Source organism: Mesorhizobium sp. USDA 4775 (genome assembly GCF_054062655.1).
The window spans coordinates 3910675-3933064 of the sequence record NZ_JBSSFM010000001.1 but is presented as its reverse complement, the minus strand read 5'-3'; the positions used below and the strand labels follow the sequence as shown (position 1 = coordinate 3933064).

The 22390-nt window shown below is 61.7% G+C and carries 21 protein-coding genes and 1 pseudogene; 9 read left to right on the top strand and 13 right to left on the bottom strand.

The genetic code is table 11. The features are described 5' to 3' along the window. Positions 1–51: 51 nt before the first annotated feature. From ACVILI_RS19330 to ACVILI_RS19320, 3 genes are all read right to left on the bottom strand, one after another. Entirely contained in the window at positions 52–1944 is a 1893-nt protein-coding gene (locus ACVILI_RS19330) for an ABC transporter ATP-binding protein/permease (protein WP_038646766.1), read from the bottom strand. Positions 1945–2446: 502 nt separating this feature from the next. Continuing rightward, positions 2447–3127: a DsbA family oxidoreductase gene (locus tag ACVILI_RS19325; protein ID WP_019858095.1), complete on the bottom strand. Its 681-nt coding sequence runs from the start codon at positions 3125–3127 to the stop codon at positions 2447–2449. A gap of 16 nt (positions 3128–3143) precedes the next feature. Beyond that, positions 3144–4964, bottom strand: a complete 1821-nt coding sequence (locus ACVILI_RS19320) for an extracellular solute-binding protein (RefSeq protein ID WP_038646764.1) — start codon at positions 4962–4964, stop codon at positions 3144–3146. Between the two features lie 234 nt (positions 4965–5198). Here ACVILI_RS19320 and ACVILI_RS19315 point away from each other — a divergent pair, with 234 nt between their 5' ends. After that, positions 5199–5828, top strand: a complete 630-nt coding sequence (locus tag ACVILI_RS19315) for an invasion associated locus B family protein (protein WP_027046833.1) — start codon at positions 5199–5201, stop codon at positions 5826–5828. A gap of 109 nt (positions 5829–5937) precedes the next feature. Here ACVILI_RS19315 and hspQ read toward each other — a convergent pair whose 3' ends face one another. Continuing rightward, complete coding sequence (gene hspQ, locus ACVILI_RS19310) at positions 5938–6261, bottom strand: heat shock protein HspQ (protein ID WP_019858091.1); 324 nt, start codon at positions 6259–6261, stop codon at positions 5938–5940. A gap of 148 nt (positions 6262–6409) precedes the next feature. After that, a complete protein-coding gene (locus ACVILI_RS19305; RefSeq protein ID WP_038646762.1) occupies positions 6410–7624 on the bottom strand; it encodes a UbiH/UbiF family hydroxylase in 1215 nt (404 codons plus the stop codon). A gap of 112 nt (positions 7625–7736) precedes the next feature. Here ACVILI_RS19305 and ACVILI_RS19300 point away from each other — a divergent pair, with 112 nt between their 5' ends. The 8 genes from ACVILI_RS19300 (at position 7737) to ACVILI_RS19265 (ending at position 15966) form a co-directional block, all read left to right on the top strand. Next, entirely contained in the window at positions 7737–8624 is an 888-nt protein-coding gene (locus ACVILI_RS19300) for a DUF2182 domain-containing protein (RefSeq protein WP_038652664.1), read from the top strand. Positions 8625–8638: 14 nt separating this feature from the next. Then, a complete protein-coding gene (locus ACVILI_RS19295; protein ID WP_027046832.1) occupies positions 8639–9253 on the top strand; it encodes a DUF1326 domain-containing protein in 615 nt (204 codons plus the stop codon). A gap of 23 nt (positions 9254–9276) precedes the next feature. Beyond that, the gene (gene pcsA, locus ACVILI_RS19290; RefSeq protein ID WP_027046831.1) at positions 9277–10083 is read left to right on the top strand and encodes a phosphatidylcholine synthase; all 807 of its coding nucleotides are present in this window, start codon (positions 9277–9279) and stop codon (positions 10081–10083) included. Positions 10084–10111: 28 nt separating this feature from the next. After that, positions 10112–11089 (top strand): quinone oxidoreductase family protein, encoded by a 978-nt coding sequence (locus ACVILI_RS19285; protein WP_038646760.1) that lies wholly within the window; start codon positions 10112–10114, stop codon positions 11087–11089. A gap of 133 nt (positions 11090–11222) precedes the next feature. Next, complete coding sequence (locus ACVILI_RS19280; protein WP_038646759.1) at positions 11223–12800, top strand: ABC transporter ATP-binding protein; 1578 nt, start codon at positions 11223–11225, stop codon at positions 12798–12800. After that, positions 12797–13927 (top strand): ABC transporter permease, encoded by a 1131-nt coding sequence (locus tag ACVILI_RS19275; protein ID WP_038646758.1) that lies wholly within the window; start codon positions 12797–12799, stop codon positions 13925–13927. The genes ACVILI_RS19280 and ACVILI_RS19275 overlap by 4 nt, the downstream gene beginning before the upstream one ends. Next, entirely contained in the window at positions 13927–14847 is a 921-nt protein-coding gene (locus ACVILI_RS19270) for an ABC transporter permease (protein WP_038646757.1), read from the top strand. Before ACVILI_RS19275 ends, ACVILI_RS19270 begins: the two co-directional genes overlap by 1 nt. 51 nt (positions 14848–14898) lie before the next feature. Next, entirely contained in the window at positions 14899–15966 is a 1068-nt protein-coding gene (locus tag ACVILI_RS19265; RefSeq protein ID WP_069092151.1) for a BMP family ABC transporter substrate-binding protein, read from the top strand. A 76-nt stretch (positions 15967–16042) separates the two neighbouring features. Here ACVILI_RS19265 and rimO read toward each other — a convergent pair. From rimO to ACVILI_RS19225, 8 genes and pseudogenes are all read right to left on the bottom strand, one after another. Then, positions 16043–17357: pseudogene (gene rimO, locus ACVILI_RS19260) on the bottom strand (30S ribosomal protein S12 methylthiotransferase RimO). Between the two features lie 164 nt (positions 17358–17521). Beyond that, positions 17522–18208: a TerC family protein gene (locus tag ACVILI_RS19255; RefSeq protein ID WP_019858078.1), complete on the bottom strand. Its 687-nt coding sequence runs from the start codon at positions 18206–18208 to the stop codon at positions 17522–17524. Between the two features lie 185 nt (positions 18209–18393). Beyond that, positions 18394–18801 carry a DUF930 domain-containing protein gene (locus ACVILI_RS19250; protein ID WP_019858077.1) on the bottom strand — a complete coding sequence of 136 codons (408 nt, stop codon included), beginning with the start codon at positions 18799–18801 and terminating at the stop codon, positions 18394–18396. A 56-nt stretch (positions 18802–18857) separates the two neighbouring features. Further along, positions 18858–19556: a DUF2161 domain-containing phosphodiesterase gene (locus ACVILI_RS19245; RefSeq protein ID WP_240564774.1), complete on the bottom strand. Its 699-nt coding sequence runs from the start codon at positions 19554–19556 to the stop codon at positions 18858–18860. Positions 19557–19621: 65 nt separating this feature from the next. Next, the gene (locus tag ACVILI_RS19240) at positions 19622–20428 is read right to left on the bottom strand and encodes an alpha/beta fold hydrolase (RefSeq protein ID WP_457102565.1); all 807 of its coding nucleotides are present in this window, start codon (positions 20426–20428) and stop codon (positions 19622–19624) included. A gap of 143 nt (positions 20429–20571) precedes the next feature. Continuing rightward, positions 20572–21369 carry a sterol desaturase family protein gene (locus ACVILI_RS19235; protein WP_038646753.1) on the bottom strand — a complete coding sequence of 266 codons (798 nt, stop codon included), beginning with the start codon at positions 21367–21369 and terminating at the stop codon, positions 20572–20574. A 413-nt stretch (positions 21370–21782) separates the two neighbouring features. After that, positions 21783–22049: a hypothetical protein gene (locus ACVILI_RS19230; RefSeq protein WP_457102564.1), complete on the bottom strand. Its 267-nt coding sequence runs from the start codon at positions 22047–22049 to the stop codon at positions 21783–21785. Positions 22050–22065: 16 nt separating this feature from the next. Then, positions 22066–22314 carry a hypothetical protein gene (locus tag ACVILI_RS19225; protein WP_457102563.1) on the bottom strand — a complete coding sequence of 83 codons (249 nt, stop codon included), beginning with the start codon at positions 22312–22314 and terminating at the stop codon, positions 22066–22068. Positions 22315–22390 lie beyond the last annotated feature (76 nt).

The following is a 22390-nucleotide window of genomic DNA, read 5'->3' as shown; positions in this document are numbered from 1 at the left end:
ACTGTGATCGCCGACTGCCGCGGTGCCCGGCAAGTCGCCGTGAAACCAACGTTATTTCTGCTTCAGCCGACGTGAGAAACGCAGCCATTTGTCCTCGACCGGACGTGGCTGGGTCAGAATCGTGGTGAGTTCGACCGGCAGGGTCGGAACCAGCGGCTTCTTGGTGGCGACGCCGTCGGCGATCAACACGATCGAATGATAGAACTCGGTGCCGGCAGCCGATCGTGGCGCCACCGCTTCGTGCATGACGCTGATCACCGTGACATCGGGGCAGTTGTCCTTGATCGCCTGATGGAAGGCAATCTTGCCTTCCGGGTCAAGGGCGCCGGTCGCCTCGTCGAGGAACAGCAGCCCCGGTTGCTGCAGGATGATGCGGGCCACCACCAGCTTCTGCTTCTGGCCGCCCGACAGGACCTGATCCCAGCTTTTGCCTTCACGGCTTTCATTGGCCATATGCTCGATGAAGTCGCCAAGGCCGGCCTTGTGCAGCGCGGACGCGACCTGCGCATCGCCGTGGTCGTGCTCGGAGCCCGGCAGGCAGACCAGCTGTTTCAGCGACACCTGCTGGAGCTTGATCTCCTGGGCGGCATAAAAACTCTTCACCCCATCGGGGAAGACGATGGTGCCGCGGCCGTAGGGCCAGAGGCCGTTGATCGCCTTGACCAGCGATGTCTTGCCGCAACCGGATTCGCCCTTCAGGAATGTCCACTCGCCGCGCCGGAAGCGCAAATTGGCGGCGCTGAGGAACGGTGTCGCGTCCTCGCCCTGATGCGCCAGTTCGAGCTTCTGGATGGTCAGACCGAACACCGGGTTCTGGCTGGCATAGTGGAAGTCGGACTGGCCGGTCTGGCTGTAGAACGCCTGCGGATGCTGGACGCTCTCGATCGCGTTTGCCAGCTCCGTGACACGCTGGCTGTTGGCGCGCAGCGTGGCGATGGCGGGCATGACATGGATGAACCACGAGCACTGGCTGATCAGCTGGGCGACCATTTCGGAGCCGGTGATGTAGCCCTTGTAGTCCAAGCGATTGTGTATGAACGACACCAGACCGGGACCATAGGCGACGATCCGGGCGCCGAGGAAGTTGTAGATCAGCTCGAACGACGTGTAGCTATTGTTGACGACATTGAGCTTGCCCCAGGTCTTGTCGATATCGACGTAGAGCTTGTCGTGCATCGACTTTTGCACATCTTCGCCATGCGAGGCGGCGACATGGAAGCTGCGGCGCAGGAACGTCGTCAGTTCACTGCGGTAGCTGCCCTCGGCCTGCTGCATGCGGATATTGAGCCGCTCGAGCAAGCGGCCAAGCTTGACCGCAATCCAAGTGTTCAGCGGCACGTAAATGGCGACGGCGAGGAAGGCCAGCACTGCGCTGCCATAACTGCCGAGGAACTCCAGTCCTTTGACCTCAACCGAGGATCCGATCAGATTTTCGCCGATAAAATAGAGCGAGGTGGCGACACCCAGAACGCCCATGGCGAGACCGATCGCCCCGCCCGTCATGTCCTTGATCGATTCCTGGATGCGCTGGTCGATGTTGTCGGGTGCGACGATATCGCCGGCCGCCGAACCATGCTGAGCATGGAAGTGGGTATGATTGCCGTCGAGCAGAGCCTCGTTGAACTGGCTATTCAGCCAGCCACGCCACTTTCGGTGCAGGGTTGCCGAGACAAGACCACGCACGCCGGTGAAGCCGGCATCCTTGAGCACGACCAGCAGAACCAATATGCCGGCATTGGTCAGAATTGCCTGCAGTGGGCTGGTATTGGCTGCATCGTGGAAGAATGCAATCGAATTGCCCAACTCGCCCAATGCCAGGGCAAACCAGACGCCGGCCTTGCTGGAAAGCGCCGTCAGCAGAGCGATGACGATGGTGAGCGTCCAGGCTTCCTTCCAGCGCTCGGAGAACCAGTAGGCCTTCATCAGCCCCCAGAAACTGCGCATCGAGGATACCGGCGTCAAATGCGACCGCCCTGCGGCGCCGCGGTGTAGTCTATCCGGTACTGACTCCTGCGATCGTCTGCCGATCCGAATCACGATCCCGCCCAAACCTTTTTTGTTTTGTTACGGATGGTAACACCAATTGATCATTTTCCATTAATTTTTATAGGGGGTCAGCGAGATTTGAAGATCCGGCCGTGTCGGGAAGGCAACAGAGCAGGCTTTCCAAGTGCTTCGCGTAAGCCGGCAGGAAGGCGATTTAACATAACAATGTCAGATGGTTACTTGGCTACGACGCAGTGAGCCACAACCTTCCCTTAGGGAAGGCGTCCACACGATTTCGTGACTCTTTTTGGCTTGTCCGGCGAGCCGATTTTTTGTTGGGGCTGACCAAATTCCCGAAAACCGGCCGTCCTTTGACCTCTGATTCCTGCCGCGATCGGCCTTTCCGGGAGCCGAGAAGTGACCTGAAACGGTCTTGTCGCAGGTGAAGGAATGACCGGCCTCAGCCGACCTTGTCCAATTCGCCGCTTGCCTTCGCCGCCGCCACCTGGCGGATGGCATCGGCCAGCGTGTCGACGTCCTGGGCGCCCATCACGGCATATTTGCCTTCAAGCAGGAAGCACGGCACGCCCGATATGCCCATGCGCGACGCCGTGGCGATCTCGGTGCGCACCGCCTCGACATCGGCGTCGGTCGGCAAGAGCGTGGCGACCACCGACGCATCCATGCCGGCCTCGCGGGCGGCTTCGACCAACACGGCATGGTCGCCGATGTTGACACCTTCCTCGAAATTCAACTGGAACAGGCGACGGACCAGCCTGTTCTGCACGGCTTCACCGGCAGCACCCGCCCAACGGATCAGGCGGTGCGCATCGAGCGTGTTCGGCGCCACCTTGATGGCATCGAAGGCAAAGGAAATGCCCTCTGCCTCGCCAAGCGGCTCGATGCGGGCATGAATCTCGCGAATGCGCTCATCGCTGCCGAACTTGGCCCGCATATACTCCCGGCGGTCCTTGCCTTGCGGCGGAATGGTCGGATCGAGCTGGAACGGCCGCCAGCGTATATGCACATCGACGTCGCCGGCCGCGGCAACCGCCTTGTCCAGCCGCTTCTGACCGATGAAACACCATGGGCAGACGACATCCGACACCACATCGACGGTTATGGCGTTCGCTTCGCTCATCTCGATCTCCGGATTTTCAGTTCGGTTTGCGCCACCATGTCGGCAGCTGATAACCGAATATGGGCGTCTTCTTCGGATGTTCCAGATAATTCCAGTAAGCAAGCCACTGCTGCGTGTTATACTGCATCGGCACCATGTAATTGCCCGAGATCAGCAGCCGGTCGAGAACGCGGACGGCGGCGACATAATCCTCCTTCGAGCGGGCGCGCAGCATCGCGTCGATCGCCGCATCGACTGCCGGATCGGCAACGCCGGCGAGATTGAACGAGCCTTCGGCCTTGGCCGCCTCGGAGCTCCAGCGCCCGAGCTGTTCGAAGCCTGGCGACAGTGAATTGTTGAAGCCGCTCGACCCGATCAGAGCCTCGAAATCGAAGCGCTGCTTGCGTGACTGGATCTGGTCGCCGTCGAGGCTACGGATGCTGACGTTGATGCCGATCTTCTCCAGTGTGCGCTGATAGATACCGGCCAGGCGCTCTTCGTCTTGCGAAGCAGTCAGGATCTCGAATGCGAAAGGTTTGCCGTCGGGATCGAGCATCGTACCGTCCTGGACGTGGTAACCGATGCTTTTCAGGAGATCGAAGGCTGTCTTCAACACCTTGCGGTCCTGACCTGAACCGTCGGTCACGGGCGGTTTCCAGGTGCCGTCCATGACATCGGGCGGCACACGGCCGGGGTAGGGGGCGAGCAAGGCCTTTTCCCTGTCGTCGGCCGGATGGCCGAGCGCGGAAAGTTCCGAGTTCTGCCAGTAGCTCATCGTGCGGGTGTATTTGCCGCCGAACAGGTTCTTGTTCGCCCATTCGAAGTCGTAAAGCATGCCGAGCGCGCGCCGAACCACCGGATTGGAGAACTTCGGCAGCCTTGTGTTGAACAGGAAACCGGTCACCACGGGCGGAATGCCGGTGTCGAAGGTTTCAGAAACCACGTCCCCCCTATGGAACGCCGGGAAGTCCAGATCGCGCTCCCGTTTGACCGGATCGCCGTCGTCGTCGATGGCGCAGAGGCCTTTCTTGAAAGCCTCGAGCTTGGCGTTGGCGTTGAGGAAATATTCGATGGTGATCTGGTCGTAATTGTCGAAGCCGCGCTTGGCCGGGACATCCTTGCCCCAATAATCGAGGTTGCGCTTGAACACGATGCGCTGGCCCGGCGCCACCTGGGCAATGGTGTAAGGGCCACTGCCAATCAGCGGCTTCAGCGTTGTCTTGTCGAAAGTCTCCTTGTCAAAGGCATGTTTCGGCAGGATCGGCGTCAGCGCAATGATCATGGGCGTTTCGCGATTGGCCTTGTCATTGAAGGTGAAGCGCACGCTGTGATCACCGGTCTTTTCAAGCTTGGCGATCAGGCTCATGCGTGCGTTGTAGGGCGGGCGACCCTTGTCGGTGAAGACGTCGTAGGTGAACAGCACATCCTCCGGCGTCACCGGCTCGCCGTCCGACCACTTTGCATTGGGATTGAGATGGAACTCGATCGACTTGCGCTCGGGATCCATGTCCGCGCTGTCAGCGAGCAGTCCATAGAGACTGAAGGCCTCGTCGTAGTTGCGCTGCATCAGCGGTTCGAAAACGAGGTTGCCGTAGGTCAGATCCATCATGCCGCGCGCCGTCGTGCGCAGGCTTTTCAGGATGAAAGGGTTGAGGTTGTCGAAGCTGCCGACAACACAATAGGTGATGTTGCCACCCTTCGGCGCATCGGGATTGACGTAGTCGAAATGGGTGTAGTCGGGCGGCAGTGCCGGCTCGCCCTGCATGGCGATGGCATGCTTCGGTTCCGACATGGCCGGCCGCAGCGAAAGGGTGAAAAGCGATATCGCGGTGATCAGCCAAACAAGAACGCGGCCCATGACCGTCTCCTTAACAGGTCGGCTTGATGATTCGGTGCGCACCCTAGCATGAGGCAGGTCCCTGCCGGCCAATCGTGTCATCAAGAATTACAAGTGGGCGGGGCTGGATTCGGCACCGCTTGCAGTGTAACACGCCGTCCGAAGTCATTCTGTTGCCTCATTTCGGCAACAGGTAGCTGGACCACACGGCATAGAGAAGCCGGTTCCGGGATCATTTGAGAGGAAGTGCACGACATGACGAGCCTGAACAGCAATGCGTACCGCCTTTCGGTCATGGCCGCGGGCGTGGTCGGCTTTCTGGGCGCAGGACTTCCCTCTGCTTCCGCACAGCAGCAGCAACAGATTCCACAGGGCTGGTTCAAGGCCTGCACCAAGCAGGAAGACGTCGATATCTGCAACGTCCAGAACATCGTCACGGCCGGCAACGGCCAGCTCGTCACGGGTGTGAGCCTGATCGAGCTCAAGGGCAAGGTGAACCGCAAGGTGTTTCAGGTGACGGTCCCGACCGGCCGCCTGGTACCTCCCGGCATCGGCCTGCAGATCGACACCGGCAAGGCCGTAAAGCTCGACTATGTCATCTGCTTCCCGGATCGTTGCGTGGCCGAAGTGCCGCTGACCGACCAGCTCGTCGCCTCGTTCAAGAAGGGTCAGGGGATCACGCTGACCTCGATCAATTTCCAGAACCAGGCCAACCCGATCAAGATCGCGCTCCAGGGCTTCAGCGGCGCCTATGACGGTCCGCCGCTGCAGCAGTCGGACATCGAGGACCGGCAGAAGAAGCTCCAGGACTTCGTCGCCAAGAACAACCAGGACTTCGCCAAGAAGCTCAAGGATGAGCAGGACAAGGCCAAGACCGCCAACTGATCACCGGCTCGGCCATTCTCGAGTCAAAGAAAAAGCGGGGTCATGCCCCGCTTTTTTCGTGTCTGGCCTTGGCCCGGATTTCCTGACCGACGAACAGAATGCCGCAAGGTCAGTGCCTGGACTGGCGTTTCGGCTCGTAACGCCCGTCCGGCCTCTTGTCGAACATTTCCTTGATCTGCGGGTGGCGGACCGGCTCGCCCGACCGATCCTCGAGGAGATTCTGCTCCGACACATAGGCGATGTATTCGGTTTCCGAATTCTCGGCGAGCAGATGGTAGAATGGCTGATCCTTGCGCGGCCGCACGTCGGCGGGGATGGCTTCGTACCATTCGTCGGTGTTGGCGAATTGGGGGTCGACGTCGAAAATGATGCCTCGAAACGGAAACAGCCGGTGGCGAACCACCTGTCCGATCGCGAATTTGGCCGTTTTCATCGTACTCACCACTGAATTCCTTGACTTTATTTGGCGCAGACTCCGAGTCAATTCAATCCCGAAGCGTTCGAGCGCCTTCAAGCTACGCAGAATGCGACGCAAAGGTTTTGATTGATGTCGCGATGTCGCGATAAAATCCGCAAAATCGCTACTGCTGCCGCATGGGTTTTCGCAGGCCGCCCGCGAGTGCTGCAAAACCACTGCCGGGGCGAAGCCCTTCGCGCATGAAGAAGGCGCGCAGCGGTGCAAAGCCGCCGAGCACGCCGAGACCGGCGCCGCGTGCCATCTGCGCGGGCAGCATGTCGGAAAGCAGCGACATGTTGAGCAGGTTGACCGCGCTGCTGCGCGCCAGAATGTCGGGCCGGCGCTTGAAATCGTAGGCGGCAAGGGCCTTGGCCGCGCCTGGATCTCCGCTATTTTCTTTTGCAATTCCAACCAGATCGTCAATATCCCTGATGCCAAGGTTGAGGCCTTGTGCACCGATCGGCGGGAACACATGCGCGGCTTCGCCGACAAGCGCCACCCTGTCTCGTGCGAAACGCAGGGGCGTCACGGTCGAAAGCGGATAGATCTGGCGGCCCGGCTCCACCGTCACCCGACCCAGCATCGACTGCATCTGCTGCTCGACCCGCAACGAGAGCGTTGCATCATCCAGGGCGGCAAGCTCTTTGGCGTTCTCGGGCTTCACCACCCAGACGAGACTTGAGCGATTACCGGGCAACGGAACCTGAGTGAACGGACCGGTTTCGGTGTGGAACTCGGTCGAGGTGGAGGCGTGCTCACGGCTATGGCCAAAATTAAGCACGAGTGCGGCCTGCGGATAGGCGTGCGAACCGGTCGAAATGCCCGCCGCCTCGCGCGCAGGCGACTGGCGACCATCGGCGGCGACCGCCAGTGAAGCGCCAATCTCGCTGCCGTCGGCGAGAACGGCATGAGCCCGATCGACATCGAGGTGCCAGGTCTTCACCATCGACCTGCGCCATTCGATCCCGGAATGCGCGGCCACCTTGTTGCCAAGCGCCGGGCCAAGGACGCTGTTGGGCAGGTTTAGCCCGAACTGCTCCTCGTCGATCTCGCTGGCGCGGAAGGTGACGACGGGGCTGCGGATCAGCCGGCTGGTCGCGTCGACGATGCGCATGACTTTCAAGGGAGCGGCCTTGGGCCTGATGGCTTCGAGGACCTCGAGCCGCTCAAGCACTTTCAGGGCAGGGTTCATCAAGGCCGTGGTGCGGCCATCGGGGGCCGACGCCTCAGGCCCGACCAGCGTCACCGGGAAGCCGGCATCGGCGAAAGCCAGCGCCGCGATCAGCCCTGCCGGACCGGTTCCGGCAATCAGTATTCGCGCTGTTTCCTGATGCTCCAAGATCGGTTTCCGGCTTGCGATGCGAGGCGGGCCACCAGACCTGCCAATCGAGAAGCATATAGGTCAGTTCATGCGGCTTGATCAACGCGGCGATTCGGCTCATTCGGGTGTCATGACCGGCCCCCAGGACGATTTCAGCCATCTCGACCGCGCCGGCCGCGCCACGGCTGATATTGCGCGCAACCCACGTTTGACGGTCAATATCGTCGTCGGCGCCAGCATTCTGCTTGCATGGTCGTCGCTGGCAACGATGGCGATTCGCGGCGCCGAGGCCTGGGGCAGTGCGCCCGGCGACACACTTCTGCGCGGCCTGCCGCAGCTGCCGCTGCCCGATTTCCTGGAGCGGTTCTTCGCGCTCTGCCTGTCGCCGGCGCCGCTGGATGCAAGCATCGTCCCGCGCGCCCTGGCGCTGATCCTGATGTGGTTCCTGATGGCGATCGCCGCGATGTTGCCGTCGGCGGCGCCGATGATCCGCACCTATTGCGAGATCGCCGATACGGCCCGGATCAAGGGCGAGCCTGTCGTCCATCCGCTGGTGCTGGTTGCCGGCTATCTCGGTGTCTGGCTCGCCGCCTCGATGCTGTTTGCGGCGCTGACGCTCTGCGTGCATGCATTCGCCGCGTCCGGCGAAATCTACGATCCGCTGCTTGGCCTTGCCGGGGCGCTCGCACTGCTGGTTGCAGGCCTCCACCAGTTCAGCGGCCTCAAGGAGGCCTGCCTGAAGAAATGCCGCAACCCGTTCTCGATCCTGTTTTCGAACTGGAGCGCCAAACCCGTCCGCGTCTTCCGGCTTGGTGCGGCGCAAGGCATCTGGTGCCTCGGATGCTGCTGGGCGCTGATGCTGGTGATGTTCGCAGTCGGCGTGATGAACATCTTCTGGATGGCGCTGATCGGCGTGTTCACCCTGATTGAAAAACAGACCACGGGCCGTCTTCCAACCCGGCTGGCCGGTGCGATACTGCTTGTCTGGGCAGCCGCGCTGCTAGTAGTCTCGCTGTGAGTGGGGGAAATTCAATGACAGATCAGGGCTGGGCAATGAAAGGAGAGCTCGTACTCTCCTGCAATTGCACGGTTTTTTGCCCTTGCGTGCTGTCGCTCGGCAGTCACCCTCCGACCGAGGGCTACTGCCAGACCTGGGCGGGTTTCCGTATCGATGCCGGCCATTTCGGCGAGGTCGACCTGTCCGGCCTCAACCTCGGGCTGATCATGGAAATCCCCGGTTACATGAGCCGCGGCAACTGGACCGCCGGCCTCTTCATCGACAAACGCGCCTCGGTCTACGCGATCAAGGCCTTGACGAAGATCTTCACCGGCAAGGCCGGCGGAACCACATCGCTGCTGTCGATCCTGGTCGGAAAATTCCTGGGTGTGGAACAGGTGCCGATCACCTATGAGACACGGGACAAGACGCGTATCTTCCAGATACCGAAGATCATCGATGGTGCGGTCACGCCAATCGCGGGCAAGGATCGCGAGAGGGATACGGTGATCACCAATTCGGAATACTGGATTGCACCGGAGATCATCGTGGCGAGGTCCGACAAGAGCAAGATGCGAGCCTTTGGCCGCAACTGGAATTTTGCCGGTCGATCGGCCGAAATCTGCAAGCTGGATTGGCGGGGCCCGTGAGCAAGAACACATCGGCCAGGAACATGGCGGCACGGAGAGCCGCCAAGAAGATCACGGATCGGATTCCGCGACCGAAGAAGAAGGTCACCTGGCCGCAGGCGAGGGCGTTCTCGGTCCATCTGCTGACGGCGTCGGGCTCGTTCCTTGCCTTCCTGTCGCTGGTGGCGGCGAGTGAGGAACGCTGGACGGCAATGTTCTGGTGGCTTGGACTGGCGCTGTTCGTCGACGGCATCGACGGGCCGATCGCCAGGAAGCTCGAGGTCAAGGAAATCCTGCCGACCTGGTCGGGCGAGCTCCTCGACAACATCATCGACTACGTGACCTATGTGCTGATCCCGGCCTTCGCGCTCTACCAGCGCGGCTTCATGGGCGAGGGTCTGTCGTTCCTGTCGGCGGCGATCATCGTTGTCTCCAGCGCGATCTATTATGCCGACACCGGCATGAAGACGAAGGAGAATTTCTTCAAGGGCTTCCCCGTGGTCTGGAACATGGTGGTGTTCACGCTGTTCGTCATCGAGCCCGGACAATGGGTGTCATTCGCGGTGGTGGTGGTGGCCGGTATTCTGACCTTCATCCCGATCAATTTCATTCATCCGGTGCGGGTCGTGCGGCTGCGGCCCATCAATCTCACAATGACCCTTTTGTGGTGCGCCTTCGGCGCGCTTGCCCTCGCACAGGCGGCGCTTGCCGCTTTCTATGACCAGATCGGTGTGTTGGGCGCACAGGTCAGCACCTTCATCAAGATCGGCATCACCATTACCGGGCTTTACCTGGCCTGTATCGGTGGCATCATGCAGTTCTTTCCAAATCTCGGCGCCAAAAAGGCCTGACTAGCCGCTCCCACAGGAATCCCAATCCATGTCCAAAGCGATCCGCATCCACGCCCATGGCGGCCCGGAAGTTCTGACCTATGAGGACGCCGGTCCCGGCCGGCCGGGTTCCGGACAGATCCTGGTCAGGCATACGGCCATCGGCCTCAACTTCATCGACGTCTATCATCGCTCTGGCCTTTATCCGCCGCCCGGAGGTTTTCCGCTCATTCCGGGCAGCGAGGCCGCCGGCGTGGTGCAGGAGGTCGGCGAGGGCGTCGACTGGCTGAAGCCAGGAGAACGGATCGCCTATTCGACGAATGTCGGGGCCTATGCCGAGCAACGCGTTATCGCCGCAAGCCTCGTGGTCAAGATTCCCGAGGGCATCAGCGACGAGCAGGCGGCCGCGATGATGCTGAAAGGCATGACATCAGAATATCTCTTGCGCCGGACCTTCAAGGTGAAGGCGGGCGACACGATCCTGTTCCATGCCGCTGCCGGCGGCGTCGGGCTCATTCTCGGCCAATGGGCGAAACATCTCGGTGCAACCGTCATCGGCACGGCAAGCTCGACCGACAAGATCGAACTCGCCAAGGCGCACGGTTTCGACCATGTCATCAACTACAAGGAACAGGATTTCGTCGCCGGCGTCGCGGCCATCACCGGCGGCAAGAAATGCGATGTCGTCTACGATTCGGTCGGCAATGATACATTCCCGGCCTCGCTCGACTGCCTCAAGCCTCTCGGCATGTTCGTCAGCTTCGGTCAGTCCTCGGGACCGATCCCGCCCTTCTCGATGTCATTGCTGGCGCAGAAGGGCTCGCTGTTCGCCACAAGGCCGACGCTGTTCGTCTACAACGCCAAGCGCGAGGATCTCGACGCCTCCGCTGCCGCGCTGTTCGACGTGGTGCTCAGCGGCGCCGTCAAGATCCAGATCAACCAGCGCTATGCGCTGAAGGATGCGGGCAAGGCGCATGCCGACCTCGAGGGGCGCAGGACGACAGGGACGACCATTCTCATCCCTTAGTCCCGCCGGGCTTGCTATCCCTTGAATTTCCGCTGAAATTCTTGAAGCTCTTTCAAGACGCGTGCCGCTTTCCGTTGAGAGCCAGCGGCGCCTACCATGCTTGCGGGAACACAGAACATATCTGGTGAACCAGATGGGAGGCACTGTGAGTGCAAATCATGATGGGGCGAACCTGCTCGAGGTTCGTGGCCTGACCAAGATATTCGGCACGCTGACGGCGTGCGACCATATCGATCTCAACATCGCCAAAGGTGAAATCCACGCGCTGCTCGGCGAGAACGGCGCCGGCAAATCGACGCTGGTCAAGATGCTGTTCGGCTCGCTGGAGCCCAATTCCGGCGAGATTTTCTGGAACGGCCAGGCGGTGCGGATCACCAGCCCGGGTGCCGCCAAGAAGCTCGGCATCGGCATGGTGTTCCAGCATTTTTCGCTCTTCGAGGCGCTGACCGCGGCCGAGAACATCGCGCTTTCCCTGGACGACGGCTCGCCGATCAGCAGCATCGCCGCAAAGGCGAGGGCGCTTTCCTACAGCTACGGCCTGCCGCTCGATCCGGACTCGCTGGTCGGCGACCTGTCGGTCGGCGAACGCCAGCGCATCGAGATCATCCGCTGCCTGCTGCAGACGCCGCAGCTCATCATCCTCGACGAGCCGACCTCGGTGCTGACGCCACAGGAAGCCGACAAGCTGTTCGAGACACTGGAGCGGCTGCGCTCGGAAGGCAAATCGATCCTTTACATTTCGCACCGGTTGGAAGAGGTCAAACGCATCTGCGACCGCGCCACCGTGTTGCGGCACGGCAAGGTGGTCGGCCATTGCAACCCGCGCGAGGAGACAGCCTCCTCGCTCGCCCGCATGATGGTCGGCAACGAGGTGCAGGCCGTGGTGCGTGCACCGGTCGAGGGGATCGAGACCGCGCAGCCGCTGCTTGAAGTCCGCGGTCTCACCCGCAAGCCGGCAACGCCGTTCTCCATTCCGCTCAAGAACATCAGCCTCAATGTCCGTGCCGGCGAGGTGATCGGCATTGCCGGTGTCGCCGGCAACGGCCAGGGTGAGTTCTTCGAATCCGTTTCCGGCGAAGTGTTGCAGCAGGACGTCGCCTCGGTGCGCATCCGCGGCAAGGATGCGGGTGGGCTGACCATAACCGGACGGCGGTTGCTGGGTGCCGCCTTCGTGCCGGAAGAGCGCCTCGGCCATGGTGCGGCGCCGCGCATGAAACTTTCGGAAAACCTTTTGCTGTCGCGCCATGCCACGGACGGCAAGGCGTTTGTCGGCACCGGTGGAATGGTCAAGAGCGGCGCCATTTACGCTGCCTCCCAACGCATCATCGAGGCGATGGACGTGCGCAAGAGCGCGCCGGATCCGGAAGCTGCGGCACTTTCGGGCGGAAACCTGCAGAAATTCATCGTCGGCCGCGAACTCGACCGCCGGCCCAGCGTCATGGTGGTGAACCAGCCGACCTGGGGCGTCGACGCCGGCGCCGCAGCCCACATAAGGCAGGCGTTGATCGAACTGTCGCGGAGCGGATCGGCGGTGCTGGTGATCAGCCAGGATCTCGACGAGCTGTTCGAAATTTCGGACGCGATCGCAGTCATGCACAATGGCGAATTGTCCAAGCCGATGCCGATCGCCGAAGCAACCTTCGAGAAGGTCGGCCTGCTGATGGGCGGCGCCGAGCCCGGCCACGCCGAACATACGCTGGAGACGGCATGATGCGCCTCGAACTCGTCAAACGCCCGCAGCGCTCCGCGCTGTTTTCGGCCCTGTCGCCGTTCATCGCCTTCGCGCTGACGATCATCGCCGGCGCCATTATGTTCGCGCTGCTCGGCGTCAATCCGCTGACCGCGTTCCGCATCTATTTTGTCGAGCCAGTCAGCCAGGTCTGGCAGCTGCATGAGCTGGCGATCAAGGCGGCACCGCTGATCCTGATCGCGGTCGGCCTGTCGGTCTGCTACAAGGCAAACATCTGGAACATCGGCGCCGAGGGCCAGTTTATCTTCGGCGCCATCTTCGGCTCGGCCATTCCGGTGCTATTTCCGCAATTCGAAGGCCCGCTGGTGTTGCCGCTGATGCTTTTGCTCGGCATGGTCGGCGGCGCGGCCTATGCGGCGATACCCGCGTTTCTGAAGACCCGCTTCAACACCAACGAGATCCTGACCAGTCTGATGCTGGTCTATGTCGCCCAGCTCTTCCTCGACTGGCTGGTTCGCGGCCCCTGGCGCGATCCGCAGGGCCATGGTTTCCCGCAGACGATCCAGTTCGGCGACTCCGCCGTGCTGCCGGAACTGATGCCGGACGCCGGACGCGCCAATTGGGGCTTTGTCTTCGCGCTGGTTGCCGCGGTGCTGATCTGGATCCTGATGGGGCGCATGCTCAAGGGCTTCGAGGTGCGCGTGCTGGGTTCCAGCCCGCGGGCAGGGCGCTTTGCCGGTTTCGGCCTCAGCCGCATGGTGTTCTTCGCCTTCCTGCTGTCGGGCGCGCTGGCCGGACTTGCCGGCATTTCTGAAGTCTCCGGCGCGATCGGGCAATTGCAGCCGGTGATTTCGCCCGGATACGGCTTCACCGCCATCATCGTGGCGTTCCTCGGCCGCCTCAATCCGCTCGGCATCATCGCCGCGGGCCTGGTTCTGGCTCTGACCTATCTCGGCGGCGAGGCGGTGCAAAGCGCGCTCGGCATTTCCGACAAGGTGGCGCGGGTGTTCCAAGGCATGCTTTTGTTCTTCGTGCTCGGCTGCGACACGCTCATCCACTACCGCATCCGCCTGATCGGCCTGGCGCTGACGAAACAAGAAGGCGCGGCAAAGCTCGACGCTGCACCGAAGTTGAAGGAAGCCCGCTGATGGACATCACCGTCAACATCCTCCTGACCATCGCAACGGCGGCGACACCGCTGTTGATCGCGGCGATCGGCGAACTGGTGGTCGAGCGCTCCGGCGTGCTCAATCTCGGCGTCGAGGGCATGATGATCATGGGTGCGGTCGGCGGCTTTGGGGCCGGTTATCTGACCGGCTCGCCCTGGATCGGCCTTTTGGCGGCGATCGCCATGGGAGCGCTGTTCTCGCTGCTGTTTGCCGTCATGACGCTGTCGCTGGCCACCAACCAGGTGGCGACCGGCCTGTCGCTGACGCTGCTCGGCCTCGGCCTCTCCGGCATGATTGGCACGAGCTTCGTCGGCCAGCCCGGCGTCAGGCTGCCCAATCTCGACATTCCCGGCCTGAGCTCCATCCCGGTTGTCGGCAAGCTGCTGTTCGGCCAGGATCCGGTGTTCTACATCTCGATCGTGCTGACCGCCGCCGTCATGTGGTTCCTGTTCAAGACGCGAACCGGCCTCACGCTGCGCTCGATCGGCGACAGCCATGCCTCGGCACATGCGCTCGGCATCAAGGTCATCCGCTACCGCTATCTCTCGGTGATCTTCGGCGGCGCCTGCGCCGGTCTGGCCGGCGGCCATCTGTCGCTAGTCTACACGCCGCAATGGGTCGAGAACATGACCGCTGGCCGCGGCTGGATCGCGCTGGCGCTGGTGGTGTTCGCCTCGTGGCGGCCATGGCGGGTGCTGGCCGGTGCCTACATCTTCGGCGCGGTGTGGATCGGCCAGCTTCATGCACAGGCTTTTGGCATTCCGGTGCCCTCGCAGATGCTTTCTTCTCTGCCCTATCTGGCAACCGTCGTGGTTCTCGTTCTAATCTCGCGCAACAAGCGTCTGACGATGATGAACACGCCGGCATCACTGGGGCAGCCATTCGTTCCGGATCGTTGACAAAAACAAAAAGACGGGAAGCTCCAAGGCTTAACACAGAGAGGTAACACGATGAAAAAACTGCTTATTGCCCTGATGACGACGACAGCGGCTTTGTCGCTGGCCGCGTCCGCAGAGGCTGCCGACAAGTTGAAGGCCTGCTGGGTCTATACCGGCCCGATCGGCGATTTCGGCTACTCCTACCAGCACGACCAGGGCCGGCTCGAAGTCGAGAAGGCGCTCGGCGACAAGGTCGAGACCGCCTATCTGGAGAACGTCTCCGAAGGTCCCGATGCCGACCGCGCTTTCGAACGCCTGGCGCGCGAAGGCTGCAAGCTGATCTTCGGCACGTCGTTCGGCTTCATGGATGCCGAAGTGAAGGTCGCCAAGAAGTTTCCGAAAGTGATGTTCGAGCACGCCACCGGCTACAAGACCGGTGACAATCTCGGCATCTACAATGCACGCTTCTACGAAGGCCGTTATGTGCTCGGCCAGATCGCCGCCAAGGAATCGAAGTCCGGCGTTGCCGGCTACATCGTCTCCTTCCCGATTCCCGAAGTGGTGATGGGCATCAACTCCTTCATGCTCGGCGCGCAGTCGATCAACCCGAACTTCAAGGCCAAGATCGTCTGGGTCAATTCGTGGTTCGATCCGGGCAAGGAAGCCGACGCCGCCAAGGCGCTGTTCGACCAAGGTGCCGACATCATCGTCCAGCATACCGATTCGACCGCCGCCCTGCAGGTCGCCGAAGAGCGCAAGCTGCATGGCTTCGGCCAGTCGTCCGACATGATCAAGTTCGCGCCGAACGCGCAGCTGACCTCGCTGACCGACGAATGGGGTCCGTACTACATCAGCCGCGTGCAGGCAGCCATCGACGGCACCTGGAAGCCGGACAATGTGTGGCTCGGCATCAAGGACGGTGCGGTCAAGCTCGCGCCCTACACCAACATGCCCGACGACGTGAAGGCAATGGCCGAGGCGACCGAGAAGAAGATCGCCGGCGGCTGGAACCCCTTCACCGGACCGATCGCCAAGCAGGACGGCTCGGCGTGGCTGAAGGACGGCGAGGTCGCCGACGACGGCACGCTGCTCGGCATGAACTTCTACGTGAAGGGCGTCGACGACAAGCTGCCGCAGTAAGCGGCACGATCGATCGGATTTGGAGAGGGCGCCGCGAGGCGCCCTTTTCATTTGTCGGGAGAAAGCGACGGAAAGCTCAGACGGCCGAACCGTAGAGGTCGTAGGCGTCGGCGCGCTCGATCTTGACGGTGACGATGTCACCGGCACGCATCGGGCGGCGCGACTGGATGTGGACCGAGCCGTCGATCTCGGGCGCGTCGTACTTGGTGCGGCCTTTCGCCGATGTGCCATTCGCTTCGTCGATCAGCACCGGCAGGCGCTTGCCGACCTTTTTTGCCAGCTGCGTCGCCGAAATCTTCTGCTGGCGCTGCATGAAGCGGTGCCAGCGCGCCTCCTTGACGTCCTGCGGCACCTGCTCGAGGCCGAGGTCGTTGGAGCGGGCGCCCTTGACCGGTTCGTATTTGAAGCAGCCGGCACGGTCGATCTTGGCCTCGTCCAGCCAGTCGAGCAGCATCTCGAAATCCTCGTCCGTCTCGCCAGGGAAGCCGACGATGAAGGTCGAGCGGATGGCAAGATCCGGGCACACGTCACGCCAGCCGCGGATGCGCTCCAGCGTCTTTTCGCCATGTGCCGGCCGGCGCATGTTTTTCAGCACTTGCGGCGAGGCATGCTGGAACTGGGATATCCAGATAGGGAAGGATTTTTCCTTCGGCCATCAGCGGGATGACGTCGGCGACATGCGGGTAGGGGTAGACATAGTGCATGCGCACCCAGATGCCGAGCTTGCCCAATTCCTCCGAGAGGTCGAGGAATTTCGCGCGCACTTCACGGTCGCCGAACATCGACGTCTGATACTTGATGTCGATGCCGTAGGCGCTGGTGTCCTGCGAGATGACCAGGAGTTCCTTGACGCCGGCCTTGGCCAGCTTTTCGGCTTCGCGCAGCACATCGGCCGCCGGGCGCGAAACGAGATCGCCACGCAGTGCGGGGATGATGCAGAAGGTGCAGCGGTTGTTGCAGCCTTCCGAAATCTTCAGGTAGGCATAGTGGCGCGGCGTCAGCTTGACGCCCTGTGGCGGCAGCAGGTCGATATAGGGATCGTGCGAGGGTGGGGCTGCCTCATGCACGGCTGCCATGACGCTCTCATAGGCCTGCGGCCCGGTGATCGCCAGCACATTGGGATGCTTTTCGCGGATCACCTCCGGCTCGGCGCCGAGGCAGCCGGTGACGATGACCCTGCCGTTTTCCGAAAGCGCGGAGCCGATGGCGTTGAGCGACTCATCGCGGGCGGAATCGAGGAAACCGCAGGTGTTGACCACGACGAGATCGGCGCCGTCATGTTTGCGGGCGATCTCATAGCCTTCGGCGCGCAGGCGCGTGATGATGCGCTCGGAATCCACGAGCGCCTTCGGGCATCCAAGGCTGACGAAACTGACGCGAGGGGCGGACATAGGCAAGTTTCCAATGGGGGCACGGGCCGAAACGCTGGTCCGGCCTCAAATCGCTGTAAATGTCGGTCTGTGGCGCATGGCAGGAGCCAATACGCGCGGCGCAATAGCATGGGTTGCGCAATCAAGCAAACCGGCCGACGGGCTGGTCCGCGCCATCGGGTGGCTCAGTGCCCTCCGGATCCGAACCAAGGCGCCAGGAAAGCGAAGTGCTCGGGGAATTGCTGCACGGCCCCGTCAAGCAGCATCTTGACCGCGACATAGAGGATGATTGCCAGACCGATATAGGCAATCCAACGGTATTTGTGCAGCAGGCGCGCGACGAACGACGCGGCAAAGCCCATCAAGGCGATGGACAGGGCCAGTCCGATGATCAGCACCGTCGGATGGTTCATGGCAGCACCTGCCACGGCCAGGACATTGTCGAGCGACATCGACACGTCGGCAATGACGATCTGCCAGGCGGCCTGCGAGAAGGTCTTGCCGGATACCTTGCCGCCGATGACGCCGTCCTTGTCGAAATCGCCATTCGACAGCGCTTCGGTCGCGTCGCGCTCCTCATCGTGGCTGACGCGCAATTCGCGCCACATCTTCCAGCAGACCCACAGCAGAAGCAGGCCGCCGGCGATCAACAGCATCGGGCCGATGGTCAGCAGCCATTGCGTGATCAGGGCGAAGAAAATGCGAAGCACGGTGGCCGCCGCGATGCCGACCAAAATGGCGCGCTTGCGTTGGGCGGCCGGCAAGCCGGCCGCGGCGAGGCCGATGACGATGGCATTGTCGCCAGCGAGCGCAAGGTCGATGGCAATGACCTGAAGAAGAGCCGAAACGCCTGCGGCGGTAAATATTTCCATCGACCAGGAAGCCCTTCGCCGAGTGTTCGTTGTCGATTGTCCAGACGGGCCTAAAGGCATGGTCCGCTGGCGTCAAGACGCAGGGACAGACAACACTGGAAAACCACTTTCGTGGCAGGGGTATTACAGGGGATTTTCAGCCGCTGCCGGCACGTGAGCCGAAGCCTACGCAAGCCCGCGAAAAACTAATCGTAGAGATTGTATTTCACCCAGTCGGCTTCCGGAATTTCGTCGCCGATCCGGTAGCGCAGCTGCAGGACTTCCATATGGTCGGGGCCGGTCTGGCATTTGAACTTCAGCCGGTACCACTGTCCCTTGCTGCGGAACGCCGCACCCGGACTCCTGATCGCATCGGCGCTCATCTCGGGCGTCGCGAAGGCGTAGGCGACGACCCGGTCGGCCTTGAACTTGCGGTCATCGTGGGTGATCCGGTCCAGGACTTCAGCATCGCAGCGCTGTTCGAGGCGTGTTTGCGGATCAAGTTTCATCAGCCCGGCACGCAATGCATTGTCCATAGCGCTGGCCGGGAAAGCCAGCGTCAGGGACGCAATGGCCATCATGCAGAGTGTCTTCATGGGCGGGACTAGCAGCATGTTTTGTCTGAAAAATCAACCAAGCGGGGCGCGCCATAGCTGGCAAGCCCCGGCATTCAGGCGGTCGACGCAATCAAAATCTCGTGTCGGACATCATCATGCGGTGTCTGCGGCCAACGGACCAGCGAGGCGCGGCCAGCATCGGTGAGATCGTAGAGGCCGCGGTCGACGCGGGCGAACCAGCCATAGACATTGTGCTGCAGGATTTTCGGCGCGATCGGCGTCAAGGCCTTCAGATCGCGCGGTCGTTTGGGTCCGTCCGCCATCGCGGCCGCACAGGTGAGGGCACTTTGGCGGTAGGCGGTCATGATCGGATTGCGCGATCCTCCACCGGCGACAGGATCACCGCGGCGACGCTGGTGCTCGTCGACAAGGCGGGATCGCCGCCGCGCATTCCTGCGCGGCTCCGGCGCGGCGGGACTGACAAGCACCTCGACCTTGTCGTTGGCTGTCACGCCAAGCACACCGAAGCCAAGCCGGCGGCAGAGATTGCGGAACCGGGCGTCGCTTTCGCGTCCCTTGCCGCGCGCCGACATGCGCGCCGCCAGCCAGACTTCGTCGCAAGCGGCCGCGCGGTCGACGCCCTGCAGCACCAATTCCATATTGAATTGCAGTTTCAATTCGCAGATGACGACCACCGGCGGTTCGCCCTCGCGCAGCGCGACGATGTCGCAACCGCCGATCTCGCCCTTCACGACAAAGTCGAGACTTTCGAGGAACCGCTTCACCGGCGCATAAAGTGAGGTCTCGTTCATGCTTCAAGGCTTAGCCGATTCGACGCGAAAAAGCCTTCCGGCTCCTGGGGGCGCGCACCCGACGTTCAAGAATGAATGTTTTCGAGGAAGGCCAGCAGCACGCTGTTGAACTGCCCGGGCCGTTGCAGCGGCGCGAAATGGCTGACGCCGGGCAGGATGATCAATTCCGATGCCGGGATGCTGCGGGCGAGATAGCTCGCGTGCTCGTGTCTGATGAACTCGTCATGCTCGCTGTGAACGATCGCCACGGGCACGCGCGTCCGCGCCAGGTCGGCGGCGGTATAGTTGGGATCGGTCTTCATCATCAGGCCGACGGCTTTGACGAATGCGTCGAACTGGTCCGGCGTCGCCGACAATTCGGCATAGTCCTTGGCGTGCCGGGCAAAACAGCGATCGATGACCGGACTCGGCTCGAATTCCTTGGTGCCGCTCGGATCCATGTTGCAGCCGAAGAAGAACACGCCGGTGACGCGGTCGGCGGCCTTCATGCCAAGGATCAGGGCGACGCAGGCGCCATCGCTCCAACCCACCACAGCAGCCTTCTTCAAGCGCAGCGCGTCCATCACCGCCAGGACATCGGAAGCCATCAGTTCATATTTGTACGGCCGTTCGTCGCGGCTGCTGCGCCCGTGGCCGCGACTGTCGATCACCACGACCTGGTAGCCGGCCTTGACCAGCGCGGGGACCTGAAATCCCCAATTGCCGCTGTGACCGAGGCCGCCATGCAGCAGGATCACCGGAAGGCCGGCGCCAAACGTGGCGTACCAGATTTCTGCGCCCTCATGTTCCACCCGGCTTTCGTCCCTTGCGGCCGGCAGGGGCGTCGCGCCGTGCGTTTCGAATTTCCTGAGATCGTCGTCGTGATGGTCCATGCCGGGAATGCCTCGAGGCGAATGCGCAGGACCCACAATTATTGCTGATATCAGCCGAAACCAACCCGCGACGGAACGTCTGCTGCCACCTGGCGACACCGCCAGTTTCGAGCGGCACAAGTCCTGCGTGTCGGTGTCAGCCGTCAGGCTTCGGTGCTCGGCACCGGTCCGTTCGATCGCTTCTCGCCCGGCAGGAGCGGATAGCTGACCTGCCCGAGATAGCTGGAGGGGATCGGATCATCGACGCCGTATTTTTCCGGCACCTTGTTGCCGGTGGCATTGTAGGTGCCGAACACCATGTCGAGGACAGGCAATTGCCCGGCGAAGTTCTTGTCATAGGCCTCGCGCTGGTTGGCATGGTGCCAGCGATGGAACTGCGGGCTGGCGATCAACCACTTCAAGGGGCCGAACGGTATCCGCACATTCGAATGAACGAGCAGCGTGTGCCAGAAGTAGATGACTGAAAAGATGGCGATCGAGGCTTCGGAGAAGCCGAGGAAAAAGATCGGCGTCAGCGACAATGCCTTTGTCAGGATGGCGTCGACCGGGTGGGAGTGGAATGCGCCGAGCCAGTCCAGTTCCTCGATGCCGTGGTGCACCGCATGGAATTTCCAAAGCGCCGGGATTGTGTGGAATGCCCGGTGTGCCCAGTAGACGCCGATATCCGTGATCAGGATGATTTCGGGAACCTGCAGCCAGACGGGCTGGCCGCCGACGGCCTGCGTGATCGATTGCGGAACGAGGATCGCAGCGGCTTCGAGTGTGTTGGCCGCGATCAGAACGATGACCGTTTTTACGATAAGCCCATTGAACAGCACATAGATCAGATCGACACCCAGGCCCTTGCGCAGGACCTTCTGGGGCCGCTCGGCAAACAGATGTTCGAACGGAATGAAGATCAGTGCGCAGATCAACAGCCCCTTGATGCCAAATATGTCCATTCGCCCGCCTCTATTGCCGTCTTTAGCCAGAACGCTCGCGCCTCGGCTTCCGGGAGAGAACCACATTTCTCCTTTCCAAAGGCTTGATGCCGGTGTCCGAGCCATAGGCATGGCCGAGCCATGGGATCGGGGCGAGAGTGTCACATCGGTGTCGTAACCGGGCGATATGTGGACAAGGCGCGGTCGACGAACGGCAGCGCGTGCCGCGCGTCCTCCCAGGACTAACCCCTCCGGTTCCCTGCCGGCGGGGTTTTCTATTTCCATCTTGGCAGTCGCGAATTGTCCTTGTTATCGTGTGGCCTACGGTCAGCACAGGACACCCCGCCATGCACGTTATGGCCGAGAGCTTGACCAACCAGACTTCCGTCCTTGAGGTGACCTGCCGCCGTAAAGGCGGCGGCTTCCGATCTGGACTATTTCACTGGAATCATCAGGTGCGCATAGGGCGTGTCGGGAAACATGACATATGGCTGTGTCTGATCCGGCTCGTGGGGATACAACGCCATTATGGTCGGGGCGTTCATGACCATTACGTGGGGGCCATCGTGTACCCATTTGCCGTCTACAGGCGGCCTAGGGGCATAGGGATCGGCATTGCTCGCCGCATCGCCCCCCTTCAGCATGTAGGCGAAAGCGACCTTGCCTTCGGGCGGCGCGCTCTTGGACATGATCGCGTGCATCCACGCCATCCCGTTCTCATCTGTGCACATGGGAATCGTCTGTGGGAGTGCCGGGGTCGTCAGGGATGCATGTGAAGCCGTTCGTGCCCTTTCTGAGCGTCTTCATCTCCCAGTTCACGACAGCGGCATTCTTGCCGACTGCCTCAGGTGCTGCCGAAATCGCATTCTCAATCAGCTGCTCATCGGTTTTGTCGGCTGCCACGGCGGCAGATACCCAAGCGACGGCAATAGATGCCAAAAACACACGGCTTGAATGGATGCGCATTGCTTACTCCCCTCGCGAGCGTCAGGGTGATCTGCGCGTCACAACGGTCAGCTCCCGCTCTTTGGAGTTGGCTGCT

Excerpts from the sequence above, each read along its gene's own strand:
- ACVILI_RS19330 (WP_038646766.1), bottom strand. The coding sequence starts at position 1,944 with ATGCGCAGTTTCTGGGGGCTGATGAAGGCCTACTGGTTCTCCGAGCGC.
- ACVILI_RS19300 (WP_038652664.1), top strand. The coding sequence starts at position 7,737 with ATGACCGGCCCCCAGGACGATTTCAGCCATCTCGACCGCGCCGGCCGC.
- ACVILI_RS19315 (WP_027046833.1), top strand. The coding sequence starts at position 5,199 with ATGACGAGCCTGAACAGCAATGCGTACCGCCTTTCGGTCATGGCCGCG.
- ACVILI_RS19255 (WP_019858078.1), bottom strand. The coding sequence starts at position 18,208 with ATGGAAATATTTACCGCCGCAGGCGTTTCGGCTCTTCTTCAGGTCATT.
- ACVILI_RS19235 (WP_038646753.1), bottom strand. The coding sequence starts at position 21,369 with ATGGACATATTTGGCATCAAGGGGCTGTTGATCTGCGCACTGATCTTC.
- hspQ (WP_019858091.1), bottom strand. The coding sequence starts at position 6,261 with ATGAAAACGGCCAAATTCGCGATCGGACAGGTGGTTCGCCACCGGCTG.
- ACVILI_RS19280 (WP_038646759.1), top strand. The coding sequence starts at position 11,223 with ATGGGAGGCACTGTGAGTGCAAATCATGATGGGGCGAACCTGCTCGAG.
- ACVILI_RS19245 (WP_240564774.1), bottom strand. The coding sequence starts at position 19,556 with ATGAACGAGACCTCACTTTATGCGCCGGTGAAGCGGTTCCTCGAAAGT.
- ACVILI_RS19225 (WP_457102563.1), bottom strand. The coding sequence starts at position 22,314 with ATGCGCATCCATTCAAGCCGTGTGTTTTTGGCATCTATTGCCGTCGCT.
- ACVILI_RS19250 (WP_019858077.1), bottom strand. The coding sequence starts at position 18,801 with ATGCTGCTAGTCCCGCCCATGAAGACACTCTGCATGATGGCCATTGCG.
- ACVILI_RS19295 (WP_027046832.1), top strand. The coding sequence starts at position 8,639 with ATGACAGATCAGGGCTGGGCAATGAAAGGAGAGCTCGTACTCTCCTGC.
- ACVILI_RS19285 (WP_038646760.1), top strand. The coding sequence starts at position 10,112 with ATGTCCAAAGCGATCCGCATCCACGCCCATGGCGGCCCGGAAGTTCTG.
- ACVILI_RS19270 (WP_038646757.1), top strand. The coding sequence starts at position 13,927 with ATGGACATCACCGTCAACATCCTCCTGACCATCGCAACGGCGGCGACA.
- ACVILI_RS19265 (WP_069092151.1), top strand. The coding sequence starts at position 14,899 with ATGAAAAAACTGCTTATTGCCCTGATGACGACGACAGCGGCTTTGTCG.
- ACVILI_RS19320 (WP_038646764.1), bottom strand. The coding sequence starts at position 4,964 with ATGGGCCGCGTTCTTGTTTGGCTGATCACCGCGATATCGCTTTTCACC.
- pcsA (WP_027046831.1), top strand. The coding sequence starts at position 9,277 with ATGGCGGCACGGAGAGCCGCCAAGAAGATCACGGATCGGATTCCGCGA.
- ACVILI_RS19275 (WP_038646758.1), top strand. The coding sequence starts at position 12,797 with ATGATGCGCCTCGAACTCGTCAAACGCCCGCAGCGCTCCGCGCTGTTT.
- ACVILI_RS19230 (WP_457102564.1), bottom strand. The coding sequence starts at position 22,049 with ATGCACGCGATCATGTCCAAGAGCGCGCCGCCCGAAGGCAAGGTCGCT.
- ACVILI_RS19240 (WP_457102565.1), bottom strand. The coding sequence starts at position 20,428 with ATGGACCATCACGACGACGATCTCAGGAAATTCGAAACGCACGGCGCG.
- ACVILI_RS19325 (WP_019858095.1), bottom strand. The coding sequence starts at position 3,127 with ATGAGCGAAGCGAACGCCATAACCGTCGATGTGGTGTCGGATGTCGTC.